Here is an 18,216-nt window from a genome sequence, read left to right on the forward strand (position 1 = left end):
GTCGTGAGTGGAGAGCCTACGCGGCCGCAGTAGCCGACTGCCTGCTGCGGTCCCGGTTGCCGACCTGCATCAGGCCCACAAGGACCAGCGCGGAGACCACCATCCCGGCGAGGATGGCCACGACGAACATGAGCACGTTGCCGATCGCGAAGAACACGAAGATCCCGCCGTGCGGGGCCTGGCTCGTCACGCCGGAGGCCATGCAGATGGCTCCGGCCACCGCGCCCCCGGCCATCGAAGCGGGGATCACGCGGAACGGATCCGCTGCGGCGAACGGAATCGCGCCCTCGGAAATGAAGGCCGCTCCCAGCAGCCACGCCGCCTTGCCGTTTTCCCGCAGCGCCAGCGAGAACCGGTTCTTGGCCAGCACGGTCGAGGCCAGGGCCATGCCCAGCGGTGGCACCATGCCGGCAGCCATCACCGCGGCCATGATCTGCCAGGGCGCCTGGTTGTCGAGGCTGCCCGCACCCAGGCCCGCGACGGCGAAGGCGTAGGCCACCTTGTTGATCGGCCCGCCGAGGTCCGAGCCCATCATCAGACCCAGGACCAGGCCCAGGACGATGGCCGCGGCGCCGCTCAGCCCGCTGAGGGCATCATTCAGCCACAGCGTGAGGGCGGCAATGGGCCCGCCGAGGACCAGGATCATGAGCCCCGAGGCGATCAGCGATCCCAGCAGGGGGATGATGACCACGGGCATCAGCCCGCGGAGCCAGTTGGGAACCGTCCAGGTGCCGATCCAGCGGGCCACGTAGCCCGCCAGCAGGCCGCCGATGATGCCGCCGATGAAGCCCGCGTCCATGAACAGGGCCACCGCACCCACGGTGAACCCCGGTGCAATGCCGGGCCGGTCCGCCAGCGCGTACGCGATGTAACCGGCCAGCGCCGGCACGAGGAAGCCCATCGACAGGGTGCCGATCTTGTAGAAGACCGCGCCCAGGAAAAAGAGCACACCTTCGGGCGGTGGGTTGAACAGGGTGTAGTCGGAAAGGATGACATCAGCCCTGAGCTGGTCATTGGTCGTCAGGGCCAGCTCCCACCCGCTGGAGCCGCCCAGCAGGAAGCCCAGGGCGATCAGCAGGCCGCCGCCGGCCACGAAGGGAATCATGTAGCTGACGCCGGTGAGCAGGGCCCGCTTCAGCTGGCCGCCGAAGCTTTCGCCCGCCGCAGACTCCGGCTGGCCGGAGCTGTCGCCGCCGTCGCCGGAGACCCGGCGGGCGTCGGGATTCCGGGCGGCGGCGAGGGCTTCGTCGATCATCACGCCGGGCTCGTCGATGCCCCGTTTCACCGGCCCGTCCACCACCGGCTTGCCGGCGAACCGCCCCTTGTCCCGGACATCGACGTCGGTCGCGAAGATGACTGCGTCAGCGTCCCGGATGACGGCCGGATCCAGGGGAGTGGAGCCGGCGGACCCCTGGGTCTCCACCTGCAGGTCGACGCCCTGTTCCGCGGCGGCCGCAGCCAGCGCATCTGCTGCCATATAGGTGTGCGCGATGCCGGTGGGGCAGGCGGTGACGGCGACCAGGCGGGCCGGCCTGGAGCCGGTTCCTCCCGTGTCCGTTCCGGCCCCGGCAGCGGTGTCGGCACCCGCCGCGTGCGCGCCGGTGGCACCGGCTGCACCGGCGCTCGCCGTGCCCGCGGCCGAGGCGGCGTTGGCGGTCGATCCCGCGGCGTCCGCCGTTCCGGCCCCGGCAGCGGAAGGCGCCGTCGAGCCGGCGTCGGCGGCCGGCCCGAGGCCGAGGGCGCCGTCGACCAGTTCAACCACCTGCCCGGGGCTGGAAGCCGCGCGAAGGGATGCCGTGAAGTCCTTGCGGACCAGGGAGCGGGCCAGCTTGGCCAGCAGCTGCAGGTGCTCCTGGTCCGCGCCCTCGGGTGCGGCGATGAAGAACACGATGTCGGCCGGACCGTCCTTGGCGCCCCAGTCCACCGGCGGGTCCAGCCGGGCCATCGCGAGGGAGGCCTGCGTGACAGCGGCGGAACGGCAGTGCGGGATGGCAATGCCGCCGGGCACGCCGGTGGCGGTCTTTTGCTCCCGGGCCATGGCGTCGGCATACAGCTGGTCGAAGTCGGTGGCCCGGCCGTCCGCAACCACCTGTTCGGCCAGGTGTCGGATGACCTCGGCACGGTCCGTGCCCAGGCTGCGGTCCAGGGTCACCAGCTGTGGGGTGATGAGTTCAGACATCAGTCCTCCTCCTGTCCCGTTCCGGCCGGCGCAGGGGTGGGCGGCAGCGGGGCGGGGACGATGGTCGAGACGGTAACCGCCTCGGGCGTGGTGTCGGCGAGGGCCGGCAGGGCGGTGCCGGGCAGGGCGGTTGCCGCAGCACCGTGGGCCACGGCCTGGCGCAGGCAGTCCTGCGGAGACGCGCCGGCGACGGCGGCCAGAAGGTAGCCGGCAAGGGAGGAATCTCCCGCGCCCACCGTCGAACGCGGAACGATGGGCGGGTGCACTCCCATCCAGCAGCCTTCCGCCGTGACCAGGAGGGCTCCCTTGCCGCCGAGCGTCGCCAGGACCGTTTTGGCTCCCTGCCGGATGAGCACCCGGGCGGCGGCGGCGGCCAGCGCCGGATCCTGCTCCAGCTCCTCGCCGGTGGCGACGGCAGAGGCCTCGGCCAGCTCCTCCGCATTGGGTTTGATCAGGTCGGGGGAGCCCTGGTGCAGCAGCGCGCCAAGCAGCGGGGGGCCCGAGGAGTCAACGGCGACCGCCGGGGCGTCCGCGCCCAGGGCCTCCCGCAGGGCGTGGGCGGCGAGGGCGTAGAAGTCGGCGGGCAGCCCCGGGGGCAGGGACCCGGCCAGCACCGCCCATCGGGCGGGCCCGTCGGCGGCGCGGCAGGCCCGGACCAGCAGGGCCAGCAGCTGTTCCTGTGCGGCGGCGGTGAAGACCGGGCCCGGTTCGTTGATCTTGGTGGTGGTGCCGTCCGGCTCCGTCAGCGTGATGTTGGACCGCAGCGCGGAGGAAATCGGCAGGTTGGCGTAGGGGACGCCGGTGCCGGCGAGGGCCGTGATGAGCGGATCGGTGTCCGCCCCGGGCAGGACGGCCAGGGCCCGGGCACCGGAGGCCGTCAGGGCGCGGCAGACGTTGACGCCCTTGCCGCCCGGCTCTTCCGAGACGGCGTCGGCGCGCTGTACCGCTCCGCGAAGCAGCGGACCGGGAAGGGCAATGGTGCGGTCCAGGCTGGGGTTGGCGGTCAGGGTGACGATCATGCGGCCACCGCCGTCGGTGTGGCGTGCCGCCTTGGTCCGACTCTCATGCGCACCCGCAATCTGTGGCCTTGAGCCACGGGTATGTGCGTCTTAGCGACTCTAGGTTTCCCCCGTAGCTAATGCAATGGGACGGCGCGTGGGGCCCGCGCCGGGGCCCTGATGGGGCAGCGCTACGCTGGAGAAATGGAATCCGTTCTGTGGTCCGCGCCCGAGGGGCGGCGCGCCGGCACCCACCTGCTGGTCATGCTGCACGGCTACGGCTCCACCGAGGAGCGGATGCGGGATCTGTTCGCGGCGCTGCCCGACGGCGTGACGGGCGCCGCGCTGCGCGGACCCTTCCCGGTGGGCAGCGACTACGGGTGGTTCCTGCTCGATCCCCTGCTGCAGTCGGATACCGGCGAGGTGATCGAGGCGGGCACCGTGCTGCTCTCCAGGATCGACCGGCTGCGCCGCGAGGGCGGGTTCACCGGGGTGAGCCTGCTGGGCTTCTCCCAGGGCATGGCCATGGCCGTGACGATCCTGCGGCTTCGCCCTCAGGCCTTCACCGCCGTCGTCGGGCTCTCCGGCTTCGTCGCGGAGAACGAGCTGCTGGCCATGGCCGAGCCGCTCTCGGAGCCGGTGCCGTTCTTCTGGGGCAGGGACCGCCGGGACTGGATGATCCATGAGGACGCGGTGGCGCACACCGCCCGGTGGCTGGAGGCGAACACCGCTCTGACCATGCGCACCTACCCCGGAATGGGGCACCGGATCGGGGCCGAGGAAGTGCGCGACGTCGGCGTCTTCCTGCGCCGGTATCTCGCCTAGCCGGAGCGCCAATCAGGCCCTTCTGGCCGCCGGGGATGCCACCTTCCAAAACCCCTTGACTTGCAACCTAAGCATGCTTATGAATAGTGTGGGGGCAGCAGAGACCTACAGGTCAGCTGGAAAGTCACTACTCGTACCACGCAAGGAGTATTCATCATGGGAATCATTGGTTGGATCGTCCTCGGACTGCTTGCCGGTCTGATCGCCAAGGCCATCCTCCCGGGCCGCCAGGGCGGCGGCATCATCATCACGATGGTGCTCGGCGTCGTCGGCGCCCTGCTGGGCGGCTTCCTTGGCAGCGTCCTCTTCGACGCAGGCCTGGAGGACTTCTTCTCCATCCAGACCTGGCTGCTGGCCATCCTGGGCTCCATCGTCGTCCTGCTCGTCTACGGTTTCCTGACCAAGAACCGGGCACGCGCCTAACTGCAGTTCCCGCTCCATCGGGAGCGGCCGACGGGGCGGTCCAGCGGAAGCATTCTTCCGCCGGGCCGCCCCTGACGTGTCTCACGTACCCTCTTCACAGGGCCGCCCGGCCCCTGAAGGAAAGGAAGCTCTGTTCGCCATGGCCAAGAATTCCAACCGCGCCTTCCGCCTGGCCGGCCGCAGCGTGTTCGGCAAGGACGGCACCCCCAAGCCGGCAGTGGTGCGCGGCATCGAAAAAGCGGTGGAGGTGCAGCGGCCCCTGGTCCTGGCCAACATCCGCCGGCTGCAGCGCAAGCACCCCGACGCCTCCGCAGCTGAACTCGTAGGCATCCTCGAAAAGCACTACCTGGCCGCCGTGACCGGCACCGGGGCCGCGGTCGGCGCGACCGCCGTCGTGCCCGCGGTCGGAACGGTGGCAGCCCTGGGGCTCTCCGCCGCGGCGACGGTGGGGTTCCTGGAAGCCACTGCGCTGTTCGCCCAGTCGGTCGCGGAGATCCACGGCATCCGGCTCGCCGACCCCGAGCGCGCGCGGACCATGGTCATGGCCATCATGCTCGGCGAAGAAGGCACCTCCCTGATGCAGCAGCTGGCCTCCGGCCGGGGCGGGTCCCCGTGGGCCGGGACCATCGGCGGCATGCCGTCCGGCGTCATGGGCAACCTCGGGGCCACCATCCGCCGCCGGTTCATGCGCAAGGTCGTCGCCCGGCAGGGCACCGCCATGCTGGGACGGGCGCTGCCGTTGGGCGTGGGCGCCGTCGTCGGCGGTGCCGGGAACCTGGCCATGGGACGCGCCGTCATCGCCTCCACCCGGCGGGCGTTCGGCCCGGCCCCGGAGACGCTCGACGGCGAACTGGCCGCCGACCTGCGGGCCCTGCCGGACGGTCCGGCGGCCTGACCCGGCCGGCCGGGCGAACCGGGCAGATCAGCCGAAGACGGCGTGCGCGATCGTGAAGATCAGCAGGCCGGCCAGCGACCCCACCACGGTGCCGTTGATGCGGATGTACTGCAGGTCCCGGCCGACCTGGAGTTCGATCTTCTCCGAGGTCTCGACCGCGTCCCAGCGCTCCACGGTCTCGGTGATCACGCCGGCGATGTCGCTGCGGTAGGTGTTCACCAGGTAGGACGCCGCATCCGCGACGTACCGGTTCACCTTCCCGGCCAGCTCGGGCTCGTCGACCAGCCGCTGCCCGAACTCCCGCACCGCCGCCTTGAAATTGGTGCTCAGCTCGCTGTCCGGATCCTCGACGGCCGTGACCAGGGCGCCCTTGACGGTGGTCCAGGTGCGGGTGACCAGGTCCCGGACCCGCGGGTCGTCCAGCACCTGCTCCTTGACGGAGTCAGCCCGGGCCATCACCTCCGGATCGGTCTGCAGGTCCTTGGCCACCCCGGTCAGGTAGCCGTCCAGGGCCCGGCGCAGCTGGTGGTCGGGGTCCTGCTGGACCGCCACCAGGAACCGGTCCAGTTCCAGCTGCACCCGCTCGGCCACCAGGTCGTCGACGAACGCCGGCACCCACGACGGCGACCGTTCGGCCACCAGGCGGGGCAGCACCCCCGGATTCTTCCGGGTCCAGTCCACGACGCTGTCCACCACCAAGTCCACCAGCCGGTGGTGGTGGCCCTGTTCAAAGACCTGCTCCAGCATCCGCCCGGCCGGCGGCCCCCACTGCGGGTCCACCACGTGGCGGCGGAAGATGGACTCGATGACGTCCCGCACGGCGTCGTCGTCGAGCACCCGCAGGATGCCGCGGATCGCGGCCGACCCCTCGGCCGCCACCCGCTCCGCGCCCTCCGGGCGGGCGAGCCAGGCTCCGGCCTTCTCGGCCACCCCCACCGAGGCGAGCTTGGAGCGTACGACCTCCTCGGACAGGAAGTTCTCCTCCACGAACTGGCCAAGCGAGGCGCCGATCTGGTCCTTGCGGCGCGGAATGATGGCGGTGTGCGGAATCTTCAGCCCCATGGGATGGCGGAACAGGGCGGTGACCGCGAACCAGTCGGCCAGGGCGCCGACCATGCCGCCCTCGGCCGCGGCGCGGACGTACTGCAGCCAGGGCCAGCGCTCCTGGAAGGCGAAGGCGAACACGAAGATCACGGCCAGGACTCCCAGCAGGCCGGTGGCCAGCAGCTTCATTCGGCGCAGGGCCTCGGCCCGCTGCTCCTCGGTCACGGCTGCGACTGCCATCCGGTGCTCCTTCGTTCCTGGCGGCCGGGCACCCGGGAGGATCAGCCCGGGTCCGGGATCCGGCTCCCCAGTGTAGTCCCCGGCCCTTGGCGGCCGTTGATACGGTTCGGTGCGCCTGCCCTGACAGCAGGCACGGGCCTCGCCTAGGGTTGGAGGAGCGGGCCCGGCGTGGGCCGGCGGGACGGGAGGACCCTTGGACCAGCTGATCTTCGCCCACCGGGGCGCCAGCGGCCGGTACGCCGAGCACACCAGGGCCGCCTTCCTGCAGGCGCTGGCCGACGGTGCCGACGGCGTGGAGTGCGACGTCCGGCTCAGCCGGGACGACCAGCCGGTCTGCATCCATGACGACACCCTCGACCGCACCTCCGACGGAACCGGCGACGTCTGGGACTACACGGTCGAGGAGCTGCGGGCCTTCGACTTTTCCTCTTGGAAGGGTGCGGCGGTGCCGGTGGAGTACGGGGCACCGTCGGAGCAGTTCATGACCCTGGCGGACGTGCTGGACCTGCTGGCGGAGGATGGACGGGAGATCAGGCTGGCCATCGAGCTCAAGCATCCCAGCCCGTCGGGCCTGCTGCTGGAGGAAAAGGTCCTTGAGCTGCTGCTGGAGAGGGGCTTCGACCCCGCTGCTTCCCGGCTCGGCGCGGTGCAGGTGAGCTTTATGAGCTTCAGCCCCGATTCCTGCCGCCGCATGCTGGAGCTGGTGCCGCCGTCGGCGGTCTGCCAGCTGGTGGCCGACGTCGAGCCGGAGCAGGTGCGCGAGCGCGTCGCCGCCGGCCCGCTGGGCATGGCGGCCCTGGTGCACCTGCTGCGGATGGCCGTGAACGAGGGCGAGGCACTGCTGGACAGCGGCGCGGCGGGCGTGGCCGGGCCCGGGGTGGAGTACGTCCGCGAGCACCAGGAGCGGATCCGCAGCTGGATCGGCGCCGGATTGGTGCAGCGGGTCTGGACCGTGGACTCCGCCGATGACCTGGCCTTCCTGCAGGATCTGGGCGTCCAGGAGATCACCACCAACCATCCGGCCGAAATGCTGGCCCTGCTGGGCCGGGGCGTGTCGGCCGTCCGGGCGGAGCGGGCCGGAACCGAGGGTTAGGCTGGGCCCGTGCCCGACACGGGCGTGGACGAGACGCCCGGAGGCATCAGGGATGAACGGCAGGACGCTTTCCGCCGCAGCGATGGCTGCACTGCTCTCGGTGAGTGCGGTGAACCATTTCCGCAATCCGCGGTTCTACAACCAAGTGGTGCCGCGCAGCATCTGCACCGATACGCAGGGCCGCTTCGGCGTGCTGACCCGCCGGCAGTGGGTCCATCTGAGCGGGGTGCTTGAGTTTGCCGCCGCGGCGGCGCTGCTGCTGCCGGCCACGCGGAGGGCCGCGGCGACGGCGACGGCCGCGATGTACGTCGGATTCATCGCCGGGCACATCAGCGCATTGGAGCGGGCGTTCTCGCCCCGCGGCAGCCGACAGGCCCGGATCATCCACTCGCTGCGCCTGCCGCTGCAGCTTCCGCTGATCCGCTGGGCCTGGAGCCTGCGCCGCTGATGCCCACGCGAGTGCTGCTGCTGGCCGACACGCACCTGCCGCGCCGGGCCAAGGTGCTGCCGGAGGAGGTGTGGACCGCGGTCGAGGCCGCGGACCTGGTCATCCATGCCGGGGACTGGGTCAGCGTCGACCTGCTCGACGAGCTCGAGGCCCGTTCCCGGTCCCTGCTCGGCTGCTGGGGAAACAACGACGGACCCGACCTGCGGGCCCGGCTGCCCGAGGTGGCCCGCGCCGTCGTCGAGGACGTGCGGATCGCCGTCGTGCATGAAACCGGAGCGGCCAAGGGCCGGGAGGCCCGGATGGAGCGTGCCTTCCCCGGGACGGACCTCTTGGTCTTCGGGCACAGCCACATCCCCTGGGACACCACCGCGCCCGGCGGCCTGCGCCTGCTCAATCCCGGCTCGCCCACCGACCGCCGCCGCCAGCCGTTCTGCACCTACATGGAGCTGCAGATCGACGGCGGGACGGTGCGGGCGGACCTGCGGAGGCTTCCGCCGCGCAGGTCCGGCCCGCCTGCTGCCTAGACGCCCGCGGTCTCCCGCTGCGGGGCGGCAGCGGCCGACGCCGGTGCGCCCGTCTTCGCGCGGCTGCGCAGCGAGGCGATCGCCAGGCCGCCGAGCACCATGGGCACGATGAACAGGAAGTACAGGTTGCCCGGCTTCCAGCCGCCGTCCATGAGGGCGCCGGCGACGATCGGGGAGATGATGGCGCCGATCCGGCCCATGCCGGTGATGAAGCCGATCGCCGTGGCCCGCACGTCGGAGGAGTAGTAGACCGGACCGATCGAGAACATGCCGGCAATGCCCGCATTGACCAGGAAGCCGAGCAGCGCAGCGGCCGGCAGGGCTGTCGCCGTGGAGGCCGTGGAGACGGCGTACAGGGCGAAGCCGCCCGCGGCGAGGATGAAGAACGCCACCAGGACCCACTTGAGGTTCCAGCGGGCGGCGATGAGGCCGAACACGATGGAGCCGAAGATCGCGCCCAGGCTGAACAGGGTGCCGGCCGTGATGCCGTCCTGCGCCGAGTGACCGGTTTCGGTGATCAGCTTCGGGGTCCACGAGTTGGCGAAGTAGAAGGAGGCCATGAGCATCAGGAAGGCCACGGACAGGAACAGCGTGGTTGCGGCGTAGCGGCTGGAGAACAGCGCCTTCCAGCGGGCGCCGGTGGTCACGGCGGTGCCTGCCGGTGCGTGCGGCACCTCAGTGACGGCAGGCTGCTCCAGCCGGGCGAGGATGCGGTTCATCTTGTCCAGGGCGCCGGCGGGGCGCTTGACCATCAGGTAGTCCAGGGACTCGGGCAGCACCTTGAGGATGAACGGAATCATGGCCAGCGTGATCAGGCCACCGAAGATGAACGCGGCGTGCCAGCTGAACTGGGCGATGAGCACGCCGGCGATGATGCCGCCGAGCGCGCCGCCGATGGGCTGGCCGGCGCTGTACAGGCTGATGGCGGTGGAACGGCGCTTGGCCGAGGAGTACTCGGAGACGTAGACGTTCAGGCTGGCCTGCATGGTGCCGATGGCCAGGCCCGTGATGAAGCGCAGCACGAACAGGACCTGGTAGCTGGGCGCGAACGCCGAGGCCAGCATGCCGGCCGAGATGACCAGGGCGCAGATCAGGATGGTCTTCTGGCGGCCGATGACATCGGCCACCTGGGCCAGCAGGATGGAGCCGACCGCCATGCCGAAGAGGGCGGCGGAGAGCAGCAGGCCCAGCTCGGAGCCGCTGAGGTCCCAGTGCTCGCTGATCGCGTTGGCGCTGAAGGCCATCACCAGCACGTCGAAGCCGTCGATCATGTTCAGGGCGACGCAGATGGCGACGATGCCGATCTGCGTGCGCTTCATGGGAGCCGCCTCGAGGCGTTCCTTGATTTCCATGGGCATTACCTAACTCATAGGGGGCGGCGGCGGTGCCGCCCCCGGTCACCGTGTTCGCATACTGAACAACAGTTCGAAAAATGAACTTTTCGAGAGTACGCCCGGATTGCTGTGAGAGCAATTACAGCTATGAAGTCGGTTACATCCCCGGTTCATACACGCAGAAGGGCCCGCGCCTCCGATGGGAAGGTGCGGGCCCCGGCAGGCGGTCCGGCGTCAGGCGGAGGGGTTCAGGACCACCTTGATGCAGCCGTCTTCCTTCTTCTGGAACTTCTCGTAGAGGGCCGGCGCCTCGTCCAGGCCGGCGCGGTGGGTGGTCATGTCCATGACAGCCAGCGGGTCCGAGGGGTCCTCCACCAGGGGCAGGAGGTCATCCACCCAGCGCTTGACGTTGGCCTGTCCCATCCGCAGGTTCAGCTGCTTGTCGAACATGTTCATCAGCGGCATCGGGCTGGCCATGCCGCCGTAGACGCCGGAGAGCGAGACGGTGCCGCCGCGGCGGACAGCGTCGATGGCCCCGTGCAGGGCGGAGAGGCGGTCGGTGCCGGCGGTCTCCATTGCCTTCTGCGCGAGCTTGTCCGGCAGCAGTCCCACGGCGTGCTGGGCGGCGGCGCCGACATGGGAGCCGTGCGCCTCCATGCCGACGGCGTCAACGACGGAGTCCGGCCCGCGGCCGTCGGTCAGGTCCCGGAGCTCGTCGGCGACGTTCCTGTGCAGGTCCAGCACCTCCGCGCCGTGGCGTGCGGCCATCTCGCGGCGTTCCGCAACCGGGTCGACGGCGAGCACGCGGTAGCCGAGGTGGCGGCCGATCCGTGCGCTGAACTGGCCCACCGGGCCGAGGCCGTACACCGCGAGGGTGCCGCCGGCGGGAACGTCGGCGTAAGCCACGGCCTGCCAGGCGGTGGGCAGGATGTCGGAGAGGAAGAGGTAGCGGTCATCCGGCAGTTCCTGCCCGACGACGATCGGGCCGTAGTCGGCGTGCGGCACCCGCAGGTACTCGGCCTGGCCGCCGGGCACGGAGCCGTAGAGCTCGGAGTAGCCGAAGAGCGGGGCGCCGGAGCCCTTCTCCCGGACCTGCGTGGTCTCGCACTGGGTCTGCAGGCCCTGGCGGCACATGAAGCAGTGGCCGCAGGCGATCTGGAAGGGAATGACCACCCGGTCTCCGGGCTTCAGGTTGGTCACCGCGGCGCCGACCTCCTCCACGACGCCCATCGGTTCGTGGCCCAGGATGTCGCCGGACTTCATGTACGGGCCGAGAACCTCGTAGAGGTGCAGGTCCGAGCCGCAGATGGCGGTGGAGGTGACTCTGATGATCGCATCGGTGGGCTCCTGGATCACCGGATCCGGGACCTGCTCGACGCCGATCCTGCGCTTGCCCTGCCAGGTAACTGCCTTCATCTGTTGCCTCCTGTGGCGTTCATGGATGGGACGTTGAGCTCCATCCTGCCAAATAGTAAGGGTGCTGACAAATAGCCCCCGTGCAACTCGCGCTACCGTGGCAGGGTGAGAGCAGGGATGACGCCGGCGGTGCGGATCGGAATGGCCATCGCCGTAGGCACCGGCCTCTACGGCGTCTCCTTCGGGGCGCTCGCGGTGGCAGCAGGCCTTTCCTTCTGGCAGGCGGTGGCGCTGAGCGCGCTGCTGTTCAGCGGCGGATCCCAGTTCGCTTTCGTGGGCGTCCTGGCCGGCGGGGGCAGCGGAGCCGCCGCCCTGGGGGCCTCCGCGCTGCTGGGCGTGCGCAACAGCATCTACGGAATGCAGCTGAACGCCCTGCTGCGGCCGCCGCGGTCCCGCCGGGCGCTGGCGGCGCATGTGACGATCGACGAGTCGACCGCCGTGGCCAGCGGCCAGACGGACCCGGACGAGCAGCGGCGCGGATTCTGGACGGCCGGACTGGGGATCTTCATCCTCTGGAACCTTTTCACGGCCGTGGGCGCCCTGGCCGGCGAAGCCATGGGCGACCCCCGTGCCTGGGGCCTGGACGGTGCCGCCGTTGCCGCCTTCCTGGCCCTGCTCTGGCCCCGCCTGAAGAGCGGCGACGCCGTGGCTGTGGCGGTCGCCGCCGCAGCGGCGACCATCCTGACCGTGCCGCTGATCCCTCCAGGCCTGCCGATCCTCGTGGCCGGGGCGGTGGCGGTGGGAGCGCAGCTGCTGCTCGGGCGCGGTTCCGACGGCGCGTCCCCGGCTCCGGAAGGAGAGACCCGATGAGCCTGTGGCTGTGGATCGTGGCCGCCTGCGCGGTCGGCTACCTGACCAAGCTGGCCGGTTACCTCGTGCCGGTGCGCTGGCTGGAGAGGCCGTGGGTGACCCGCACCGCGGGAGCGTTGACCATAGGGCTCCTCGCGGGCCTTACGGCAATGAATGCCGCCGCCAGCGGCCAGGAAGTGGTGCTGGATGCGCGGCTTGCCGCCCTCGCTGCGGCCGCCGTCGCGCTGGCGCTGCGCGCCCCGTTCCTGGCGGTGGTCGTGGCGGGCGCAGCCGCTGCAGCCCTGGCCCGGCTGGCCGGCGCGGCCTGAACCGGACCCGCTTAGCTGGCCCAATCGGCCTGGCGGGTTAGCCGAACCCCGAGACCGGCCGCGGACCGCTCTGCGGCCGTTCCTGCGGGGTCCGCAGGACGGAAGAGTCATGCAGCAGGAAGGCCCGGGCGAAGGCTTCCTCGTTGCTCAGCGGACGCCGTTCCGGCGTAGCGGGCCCAGCAGTGGTCCCAGCGGCAGTCGCTGGGTCGGGCGTGACGCCCGGCGTGACGGCCGATGCCGGGCCGCCGCGCTCCAGCAGGCCGCGCGGGGCACAGGCCGGCAGCGCTTCCGGCACCTCCACGGACGCCGGGATGCCGGCCGGCCCGTCGGACGCCGCTCCTCCGGCGATCCGGGAGCCGGTGAGGTCCAGCAGCGCGCGCAGGGCTTCGCCGTCGATGTGCCGGGCCCGAAGCAGGTTCACGGCCATGACGGCGCCCAGGGTGGCGGTATGCCGGAGGATGTTCACGAGGGAGGGATAGGTCTCGGGGGTGAGGCAGCCGCGGACTTCGATCGCGGCGCTTGCCTTGGCCGTATCGACCCGGACCAGGACACGCAGGCTGTGTTCCATGACGGACTCCGCTGGCGCGTAGACGACAGGCCGCTGCTTGACCTTGCCTGTCGAGGCTAGCAGCGCCGCCGTGCGCCTGTCAGCGCCTTGGCGGCAGTTGTGGATCCGTTGCCCGCAGTCCCCCCGGGGACCGCTAGCCGGCCTTTTCGCCGGATCCCGCACCGGACCCTTCGCCGACGGAGCGGGAGGCCAGCTCGGCGGTGGCCAGGGCGATCGCTTCCTCCTCGTCGGTGGGCACCACGAGGACCGGAATCGCCGATTCGGCGGTGCTGATCACCGCCGGCTCCGATCCGGCGGCCCGGTTGGCGGCGTCGTCCAGTGTGATTCCCAGGGGTTCCAGGAGCCGGACGGTCCGTTCCCGAAACGCGGGGGAGCGCTCGCCGATGCCGGCTGTGAAGGCCACGGCACGGGCCCCGCCGACCGCCACATGGTAGCCGCCGATGTACTTCGCCAGCCGGTAGGCGGCGAGGTCCAGGGTCAGGGCGGCACGCTCGCTGCCCTCCCCGGCGGCGGCCTCGATGTTGCGCATGTCCGATTCGCCCGACAGGGCGAGCAGTCCCGATTCGCGGTTCAGCAGGTCATCCAGCTGCTCGGCGTCCCAGCCCCGCCGCTGCAGGAAGATCAGCACGGACGGGTCGATGTCTCCGCTGCGGGTGCCCATCACCAGCCCCGCCAGCGGCGTGAAGCCCATGGAGGTGTCGATGCTGCGTCCGTGCCGGATGGCGGTGACGGACGCACCGTTGCCCAAGTGGGCGATTACGGCGTTGAACTCCTCCAGCGGTATGCCCAGCATTCCGGCCGCCTTGCCGGTCACGTAGCCGTAGCTGGTGCCGTGGAAGCCGTAGCGGCGGATGCCGTAGCGGCGGTACAGATCGTCCGGAACGGCGTACCGCCAGGCGGCCTCCGGCAGCGTGCGGTGGAAGGCGGTGTCGAACACCGCGACCTGGGGCATCCGGGGCCAGCGTTTCTCGACCGCGCGGATCCCCATGGCGCTCGCCGGGTTGTGCAGGGGCGCCAGCGGGCTGAGCCGCTCGATGGCGCGGGTGATTTCATTGTCGATCAGCACCGGGCCGCTGAAGCGCTCGCCGCCGTGCACCACCCGGTGCCCGACGGCGTCGATCTGCTGCCCGTGCAGGGCCGGCTCCAGCTCCCGGCGCAGCACGTCGAAGGCGGCGGCATGGTCCGGGACCTGCTCGCTGCCGATCCGTTCCACGTTGCCCTTGGCCAGCAGGTCATGCGTCTCGGTGTCCCTGAGCTGATACTTCAGGGAGGAGGAGCCGGAGTTGATCACCAGGACCAGCATCAGCCCTCCTCCTGTGCCTGGACGGCGGTAATGGCCACGGTGTTGACAATGTCCTCCACGGTGCACCCCCGGGACAGGTCGTTGACCGGCTTGCGCAGTCCCTGCAGGACCGGGCCCACGGCCACGGCTCCGGCGGACTGCTGTACCGCCTTGTAGGTGTTGTTGCCGGTGTTCAGGTCCGGAAAGATGAAGACCGTGGCCTGCCCCGCCACCGAGGATCCCGGCGCCTTCGAGGCGGCGACCGAGGCGTCCACGGCGGCGTCGTACTGGATGGGACCCTCCACCGGAAGGTCCGGGTGGAGCCGGCGGACCAGCTCGGTGGCGCGGCGGACCTTGTCCACCGACTCGCCGTGGCCCGAGGCCCCGGTGGAGTAGGAGAGCATCGCCACCCGCGGGCTCACGCCGAACTGCTCCGCGGTGCGGGCGGAGGCGACGGCGATGTCGGCCAGCTGCTCGGCGTCGGGGTCCAGGTTCACCGCGCAGTCTCCGTACACCAGCACCCGGTCCTGCAGCAGCATCAGGAAGACGGAGGAAACGATGTCCACGCCTTCCCGGGTGCGGATGAACTCCAGGGCGGGCCGGATGGTGTTGGCCGTGGTGTGGGCCGCTCCGGAGACCATGCCGTCCACGCGGCCCAGCTGGACCATCATCGTGCCGAAATATGCCCCGTGCAGCATACGTTCGTGCGCGTCCTCCAGGCTCACGCCCTTCTTGGCCCGGAGCTGCACGTACTCCCGGGCGAACTCGTCCCGGAGGCCGCTGGTGGCCGGGTTGATGATGGCGGTCCCGGTCAGGTCGATGCCTTCGCTGGCGGCCAGCTCACGCACCTGGCTCTCCGGACCGAGCAGGGTCAGGGCGCATACGTCGCGGCGGTGCAGGATCTCCGCGGCGCGCAGGATGCGCACGTCCAGTCCCTCCGGCAGCACGATGTGCCGGCGGCGGGCGCGCGCCCGGACGATCAGCTCGTTCAGGAAGCGCAGCGGGGTCGTCTTTTCCGGCCGCGGCAGCGCCAGGCGTTCCAGGAGTTCGGCCTCATCCACGGATCGGGTCCAGACGCCCAGCGCCGCCGCCACCTTGCGTCGCTGCCCGGAGGAGATCTCCCCGCGGACCTGGCTGATCCGGCGGGCGGTCGCGTACGTGTCCTGCTCCACGGTGAAGACGGGGAAGGGTGCCTGCGCCAGCAGGGAGAGCATGTGCGGATCGATCTCCAGGCCGCCGGTGAGGAACATGGAGCTGGGCACGGGGAACTCGGGGGAAAAGGAGGACGCCAGGGCCCCCACCATGATGTCGGAACGGTCGGCGGGAGCGATCACCAGGTTCCCGTCGCGCAGCTGCCCAAGGAAGTGCCCCACCGTCATCGCGCCGACCTTCGCGCCGCTCACGTCACGTTCCATGGAGGCGCTGCCGGCAACATGGCGGGCCTCCAGTGCCCTGGCGACCTCGGAAACGGACGGCTGCGAGATGATGTCCAGCTCCGGAATGACGTAGACCGGCCGCCCGGAGGCCCCGGGCCGCATGCCGGTGCGGATCTCCTCGACGTCGTCGTCGTCGGCCCGGTTGACCATCATGGCCAGCAGGTCGCACCGCGCCGCCGCGAGCTGGCGGCGGGCGACGTCGACGGCGTCCACCGTCTCCTCCACGCTCGTGTCCCGGGCATTGACGACGGCGAGGACGACGGCGCCGAGGTTGTTGGCGAGCCGCGCGTTGAGGTCGAATTCGAGGGCGACGTCGTGGCCGCTGAGGTCGGTGCCCTCAATGATCACCACGTCGGTCTCCGCCGCGATTTCGTTGTAGACGGCCATGCAGCGCGCGTCGACCTCGCCGCGTTCGCCGGCCACCAGCAGGGACCGCAGCTGCCGGCGCGTCAGCCCGCCGCGGCAGTGTCCGGGGTCGAGGTCGAAGCGGCGCTGCATCAGCCGGACCATCGGGTCCTCCGCCGGTTCGCTGCCCTCCACGATGGGGCGGAAGAACCCGATGCGGTCCGCGTGCCGGTGCAGCATGTCCGCCAGTCCCAGGCTGATCAGGGACTTGCCGGAAGCGGGCGTCATGGCGCTGATATAGATTCCGCGGGCCATGGGTGTTCCCTCCGTAGCGGCAAGTCCGGACGCCGGCCGGAGCCGGAGTCCTCCCATAGTGGCAAACCGGGCCGGGCTTGTCAGCAGGTGCGCCCCCGACACCAATGGTCCGGGGTGCGTCAGTGGCAGGGGCCACAGGGTCGGCTAAGCTTGAACGCACGCCTCCCGCAGGGGACGGCCGGCCAACGATCCCGAGCTCCAACCGAGGACGACCGTGAACCTGTTCCGAACCAAGCCCATTGAGAATTCGCTGGCTGACGCCGACGAACCCGGACGCCGCCTGAAGCGGACGCTGACCACCTGGGACCTGATGATCATGGGTGTCGCGGTGGCCGTGGGCGCCGGGATCTTCTCCGTCGGTGCCCGCGCGGCCGGCCAGTTCGCCGGGCCGGCGGTCACGGTCTCCTTTCTCCTGGCTGCGGTCACCTGCGCGCTGGCCATCATGTGTTACGCCGAGTTCGCCACCGCGATTCCGGTGGCCGGCTCCGCCTACGTCTTCACCTACGCCACAATGGGCGAGCTGGTGGCGTGGATCATCGGCTGGAACCTCATCCTCGAGCTCTTCACCGCCGCGGCCGTGATCGCCAAGTACTGGGGCATCTACCTCAGCGAAGTCTTCGGCCTGATCGGCTGGGACATCCCCGCGACCCTCGACCTTGGCGCGCTGACGCTGACCTGGGGTCCGTTCCTGATCGTCGCGGTGTTCACCTTCCTGCTCGTGATGGGCACCAAGCTGTCCGCCCGGGTCGGCAACGTCTTCACCATCATCAAGGTGGGCGTGGTGCTGTTCGTGATCGTGGCCGGGTTCTTCTACGTGAAGGCGGAGAACTATTCGCCGTTCATCCCGGACCCGGTGCCCACGTCCACCGACACCGGTTCGGGAGTGCTGCAGCAGTCCCTGTTCTCCTTCCTCACCGGCGCGGCCCCGGCCCAATACGGCCTGTTCGGCGTCTTCGCCGGCGCCGCGATCGTGTTCTTCGCGTTTATCGGGTTCGACGTCGTCGCGACCTCCGCGGAGGAGGTCAAGGATCCGGGCAAGACCCTTCCGCGCGGCATCTTCGCCGGCCTCGCCGCCGTCACCCTGCTCTACATCGGCGTCTCGCTGGCGCTGACCGGCATGGTTCCCTACACCGCGCTGGCCGAGGCCGAGGACCCGAACCTGGCCACCGCGTTTGCGCTGGTCGGCAACGAGGGCGCGGCGTCGGTGATCGCCGTCGGCTCCCTGATCGGCCTGACCACCGTGATCATGGTGCTGCTGATGGGCCTGGCCCGGGTGGTGCTGGCCATGTCCCGCGACGGGCTGCTGCCCCGCGCCCTGTCCCGCACCTCCGACAAGCACGCCACTCCGGCCCGGCTGCAGATCCTGCTCGGCGTCCTGGTGGCCCTGACCGCGGGCTTCACCCAGGTGGACGTGCTGGAGGAAATGATCAACATCGGCACGCTGTCAGCGTTCGTGGTGGTGAGCCTGGGCGTGCTGGTGCTGCGGCGGAAGCGTCCGGACCTGAAGCCGGCGTTCCGGGTGCCCTTCGGGCCGGTGCTGCCGGTGCTGTCCGCCGTGCTCTGCCTGTACCTGATGACCAACCTGGCCGTGGAGACCTGGATCTACTTCGCGTTCTGGCTCGTGGCCGGATTCGTCCTCTACTTCGCCTACGGCCAGCGCCATTCCCGGCTGAACGAAAAGTTCGCCTCGGTGCGCGGTGCGCACGAGGCCGGGCCCACCACGGAAGGATAGG

At 70.5% G+C, this 18,216-nt stretch carries 17 protein-coding genes; 9 read left to right on the forward strand and 8 right to left on the reverse strand.

Translation table 11 applies throughout. The features are described from left to right. Positions 1-16: 16 nt before the first annotated feature. Together AC5RUW_RS03695 and AC5RUW_RS03700 are read right to left on the reverse strand one after the other, a co-directional pair. A complete protein-coding gene (locus AC5RUW_RS03695; RefSeq protein ID WP_494159434.1) occupies positions 17-2,179 on the reverse strand; it encodes a PTS fructose transporter subunit IIABC in 2,163 nt (720 codons plus the stop codon). Then, positions 2,179-3,198, reverse strand: coding sequence for a 1-phosphofructokinase family hexose kinase (locus AC5RUW_RS03700; protein WP_494159435.1), 1,020 nt, complete (start codon positions 3,196-3,198; stop codon positions 2,179-2,181). The genes AC5RUW_RS03695 and AC5RUW_RS03700 overlap by 1 nt, the downstream gene beginning before the upstream one ends. A gap of 183 nt (positions 3,199-3,381) precedes the next feature. Here AC5RUW_RS03700 and AC5RUW_RS03705 point away from each other — a divergent pair, with 183 nt between their 5' ends. The 3 genes from AC5RUW_RS03705 to AC5RUW_RS03715 all read left to right on the forward strand — a co-directional run bounded on the left by AC5RUW_RS03705 (position 3,382) and on the right by AC5RUW_RS03715 (position 5,320). After that, complete coding sequence (locus AC5RUW_RS03705) at positions 3,382-4,002, forward strand: alpha/beta hydrolase (protein ID WP_494159436.1); 621 nt, start codon at positions 3,382-3,384, stop codon at positions 4,000-4,002. Positions 4,003-4,158: 156 nt separating this feature from the next. Next, the gene (locus AC5RUW_RS03710; protein ID WP_494006489.1) at positions 4,159-4,425 is read left to right on the forward strand and encodes a GlsB/YeaQ/YmgE family stress response membrane protein; all 267 of its coding nucleotides are present in this window, start codon (positions 4,159-4,161) and stop codon (positions 4,423-4,425) included. Positions 4,426-4,564: 139 nt separating this feature from the next. After that, on the forward strand, positions 4,565-5,320 hold the full coding sequence (locus tag AC5RUW_RS03715) for a hypothetical protein (protein ID WP_494159437.1): 756 nt from the start codon (positions 4,565-4,567) through the stop codon (positions 5,318-5,320). Between the two features lie 27 nt (positions 5,321-5,347). On the opposite strand, the gene AC5RUW_RS03720 is transcribed toward AC5RUW_RS03715, so the two are convergent. After that, on the reverse strand, positions 5,348-6,604 hold the full coding sequence (locus AC5RUW_RS03720; RefSeq protein WP_494159438.1) for a DUF445 domain-containing protein: 1,257 nt from the start codon (positions 6,602-6,604) through the stop codon (positions 5,348-5,350). 193 nt (positions 6,605-6,797) lie between these two features. On the opposite strand from AC5RUW_RS03720, the gene AC5RUW_RS03725 reads away from it, so the two are divergent. Genes AC5RUW_RS03725 through AC5RUW_RS03735 form a run of 3 tightly spaced genes read left to right on the forward strand, consistent with a single transcriptional unit; the run spans position 6,798 to position 8,669 of the window. Next, entirely contained in the window at positions 6,798-7,697 is a 900-nt protein-coding gene (locus AC5RUW_RS03725) for a glycerophosphodiester phosphodiesterase (protein ID WP_494159439.1), read from the forward strand. A gap of 52 nt (positions 7,698-7,749) precedes the next feature. Next, positions 7,750-8,145 carry a DoxX-related protein gene (locus AC5RUW_RS03730; RefSeq protein WP_494159440.1) on the forward strand — a complete coding sequence of 132 codons (396 nt, stop codon included), beginning with the start codon at positions 7,750-7,752 and terminating at the stop codon, positions 8,143-8,145. After that, on the forward strand, positions 8,145-8,669 hold the full coding sequence (locus AC5RUW_RS03735) for a metallophosphoesterase family protein (RefSeq protein WP_494159441.1): 525 nt from the start codon (positions 8,145-8,147) through the stop codon (positions 8,667-8,669). The genes AC5RUW_RS03730 and AC5RUW_RS03735 overlap by 1 nt, the downstream gene beginning before the upstream one ends. On the opposite strand, the gene AC5RUW_RS03740 is transcribed toward AC5RUW_RS03735, so the two are convergent. Further along, positions 8,666-10,021 carry an MFS transporter gene (locus AC5RUW_RS03740; protein WP_494159442.1) on the reverse strand — a complete coding sequence of 452 codons (1,356 nt, stop codon included), beginning with the start codon at positions 10,019-10,021 and terminating at the stop codon, positions 8,666-8,668. The genes AC5RUW_RS03735 and AC5RUW_RS03740 overlap by 4 nt on opposite strands. Before the next feature lie 216 nt (positions 10,022-10,237). Then, positions 10,238-11,419 carry a zinc-dependent alcohol dehydrogenase gene (locus AC5RUW_RS03745; protein WP_494159443.1) on the reverse strand — a complete coding sequence of 394 codons (1,182 nt, stop codon included), beginning with the start codon at positions 11,417-11,419 and terminating at the stop codon, positions 10,238-10,240. Positions 11,420-11,536: 117 nt separating this feature from the next. Here AC5RUW_RS03745 and AC5RUW_RS03750 point away from each other — a divergent pair, with 117 nt between their 5' ends. Next, positions 11,537-12,229 (forward strand): AzlC family ABC transporter permease, encoded by a 693-nt coding sequence (locus AC5RUW_RS03750; RefSeq protein WP_494159561.1) that lies wholly within the window; start codon positions 11,537-11,539, stop codon positions 12,227-12,229. Further along, positions 12,226-12,537, forward strand: a complete 312-nt coding sequence (locus tag AC5RUW_RS03755) for an AzlD domain-containing protein (protein WP_494159444.1) — start codon at positions 12,226-12,228, stop codon at positions 12,535-12,537. The genes AC5RUW_RS03750 and AC5RUW_RS03755 overlap by 4 nt, the downstream gene beginning before the upstream one ends. 37 nt (positions 12,538-12,574) lie before the next feature. On the opposite strand, the gene AC5RUW_RS03760 is transcribed toward AC5RUW_RS03755, so the two are convergent. The 3 genes from AC5RUW_RS03760 to pta form a co-directional block, all read right to left on the reverse strand. Further along, entirely contained in the window at positions 12,575-13,105 is a 531-nt protein-coding gene (locus tag AC5RUW_RS03760) for a hypothetical protein (RefSeq protein ID WP_494159445.1), read from the reverse strand. 133 nt (positions 13,106-13,238) lie between these two features. Further along, the gene (locus AC5RUW_RS03765; protein ID WP_494159446.1) at positions 13,239-14,408 is read right to left on the reverse strand and encodes an acetate/propionate family kinase; all 1,170 of its coding nucleotides are present in this window, start codon (positions 14,406-14,408) and stop codon (positions 13,239-13,241) included. Continuing rightward, on the reverse strand, positions 14,408-16,483 hold the full coding sequence (gene pta / locus AC5RUW_RS03770; protein ID WP_494159447.1) for a phosphate acetyltransferase: 2,076 nt from the start codon (positions 16,481-16,483) through the stop codon (positions 14,408-14,410). Before pta ends, AC5RUW_RS03765 begins: the two co-directional genes overlap by 1 nt. A gap of 214 nt (positions 16,484-16,697) precedes the next feature. On the opposite strand from pta, the gene AC5RUW_RS03775 reads away from it, so the two are divergent. Continuing rightward, positions 16,698-18,215, forward strand: a complete 1,518-nt coding sequence (locus tag AC5RUW_RS03775) for an APC family permease (protein WP_494159448.1) — start codon at positions 16,698-16,700, stop codon at positions 18,213-18,215. The last annotated feature ends 1 nt before the right edge of the window (position 18,216 follow it).

The sequence above is a fragment of the Arthrobacter sp. Y3222053 genome, from assembly GCF_059092805.1.

What these genes read in the sequence shown, in the direction of transcription:
- AC5RUW_RS03695 (WP_494159434.1), bottom strand. Translation starts at nt 2,179, where the DNA reads ATGTCTGAACTCATCACCCCACAGCTGGTGACCCTGGACCGCAGCCTG.
- AC5RUW_RS03700 (WP_494159435.1), bottom strand. Translation starts at nt 3,198, where the DNA reads ATGATCGTCACCCTGACCGCCAACCCCAGCCTGGACCGCACCATTGCC.
- AC5RUW_RS03705 (WP_494159436.1), top strand. Translation starts at nt 3,382, where the DNA reads ATGGAATCCGTTCTGTGGTCCGCGCCCGAGGGGCGGCGCGCCGGCACC.
- AC5RUW_RS03710 (WP_494006489.1), top strand. Translation starts at nt 4,159, where the DNA reads ATGGGAATCATTGGTTGGATCGTCCTCGGACTGCTTGCCGGTCTGATC.
- AC5RUW_RS03715 (WP_494159437.1), top strand. Translation starts at nt 4,565, where the DNA reads ATGGCCAAGAATTCCAACCGCGCCTTCCGCCTGGCCGGCCGCAGCGTG.
- AC5RUW_RS03720 (WP_494159438.1), bottom strand. Translation starts at nt 6,604, where the DNA reads ATGGCAGTCGCAGCCGTGACCGAGGAGCAGCGGGCCGAGGCCCTGCGC.
- AC5RUW_RS03730 (WP_494159440.1), top strand. Translation starts at nt 7,750, where the DNA reads ATGAACGGCAGGACGCTTTCCGCCGCAGCGATGGCTGCACTGCTCTCG.
- AC5RUW_RS03735 (WP_494159441.1), top strand. Translation starts at nt 8,145, where the DNA reads ATGCCCACGCGAGTGCTGCTGCTGGCCGACACGCACCTGCCGCGCCGG.
- AC5RUW_RS03740 (WP_494159442.1), bottom strand. Translation starts at nt 10,021, where the DNA reads ATGGAAATCAAGGAACGCCTCGAGGCGGCTCCCATGAAGCGCACGCAG.
- AC5RUW_RS03745 (WP_494159443.1), bottom strand. Translation starts at nt 11,419, where the DNA reads ATGAAGGCAGTTACCTGGCAGGGCAAGCGCAGGATCGGCGTCGAGCAG.
- AC5RUW_RS03750 (WP_494159561.1), top strand. Translation starts at nt 11,537, where the DNA reads ATGACGCCGGCGGTGCGGATCGGAATGGCCATCGCCGTAGGCACCGGC.
- AC5RUW_RS03755 (WP_494159444.1), top strand. Translation starts at nt 12,226, where the DNA reads ATGAGCCTGTGGCTGTGGATCGTGGCCGCCTGCGCGGTCGGCTACCTG.
- AC5RUW_RS03760 (WP_494159445.1), bottom strand. Translation starts at nt 13,105, where the DNA reads ATGGAACACAGCCTGCGTGTCCTGGTCCGGGTCGATACGGCCAAGGCA.
- AC5RUW_RS03765 (WP_494159446.1), bottom strand. Translation starts at nt 14,408, where the DNA reads ATGCTGGTCCTGGTGATCAACTCCGGCTCCTCCTCCCTGAAGTATCAG.
- pta (WP_494159447.1), bottom strand. Translation starts at nt 16,483, where the DNA reads ATGGCCCGCGGAATCTATATCAGCGCCATGACGCCCGCTTCCGGCAAG.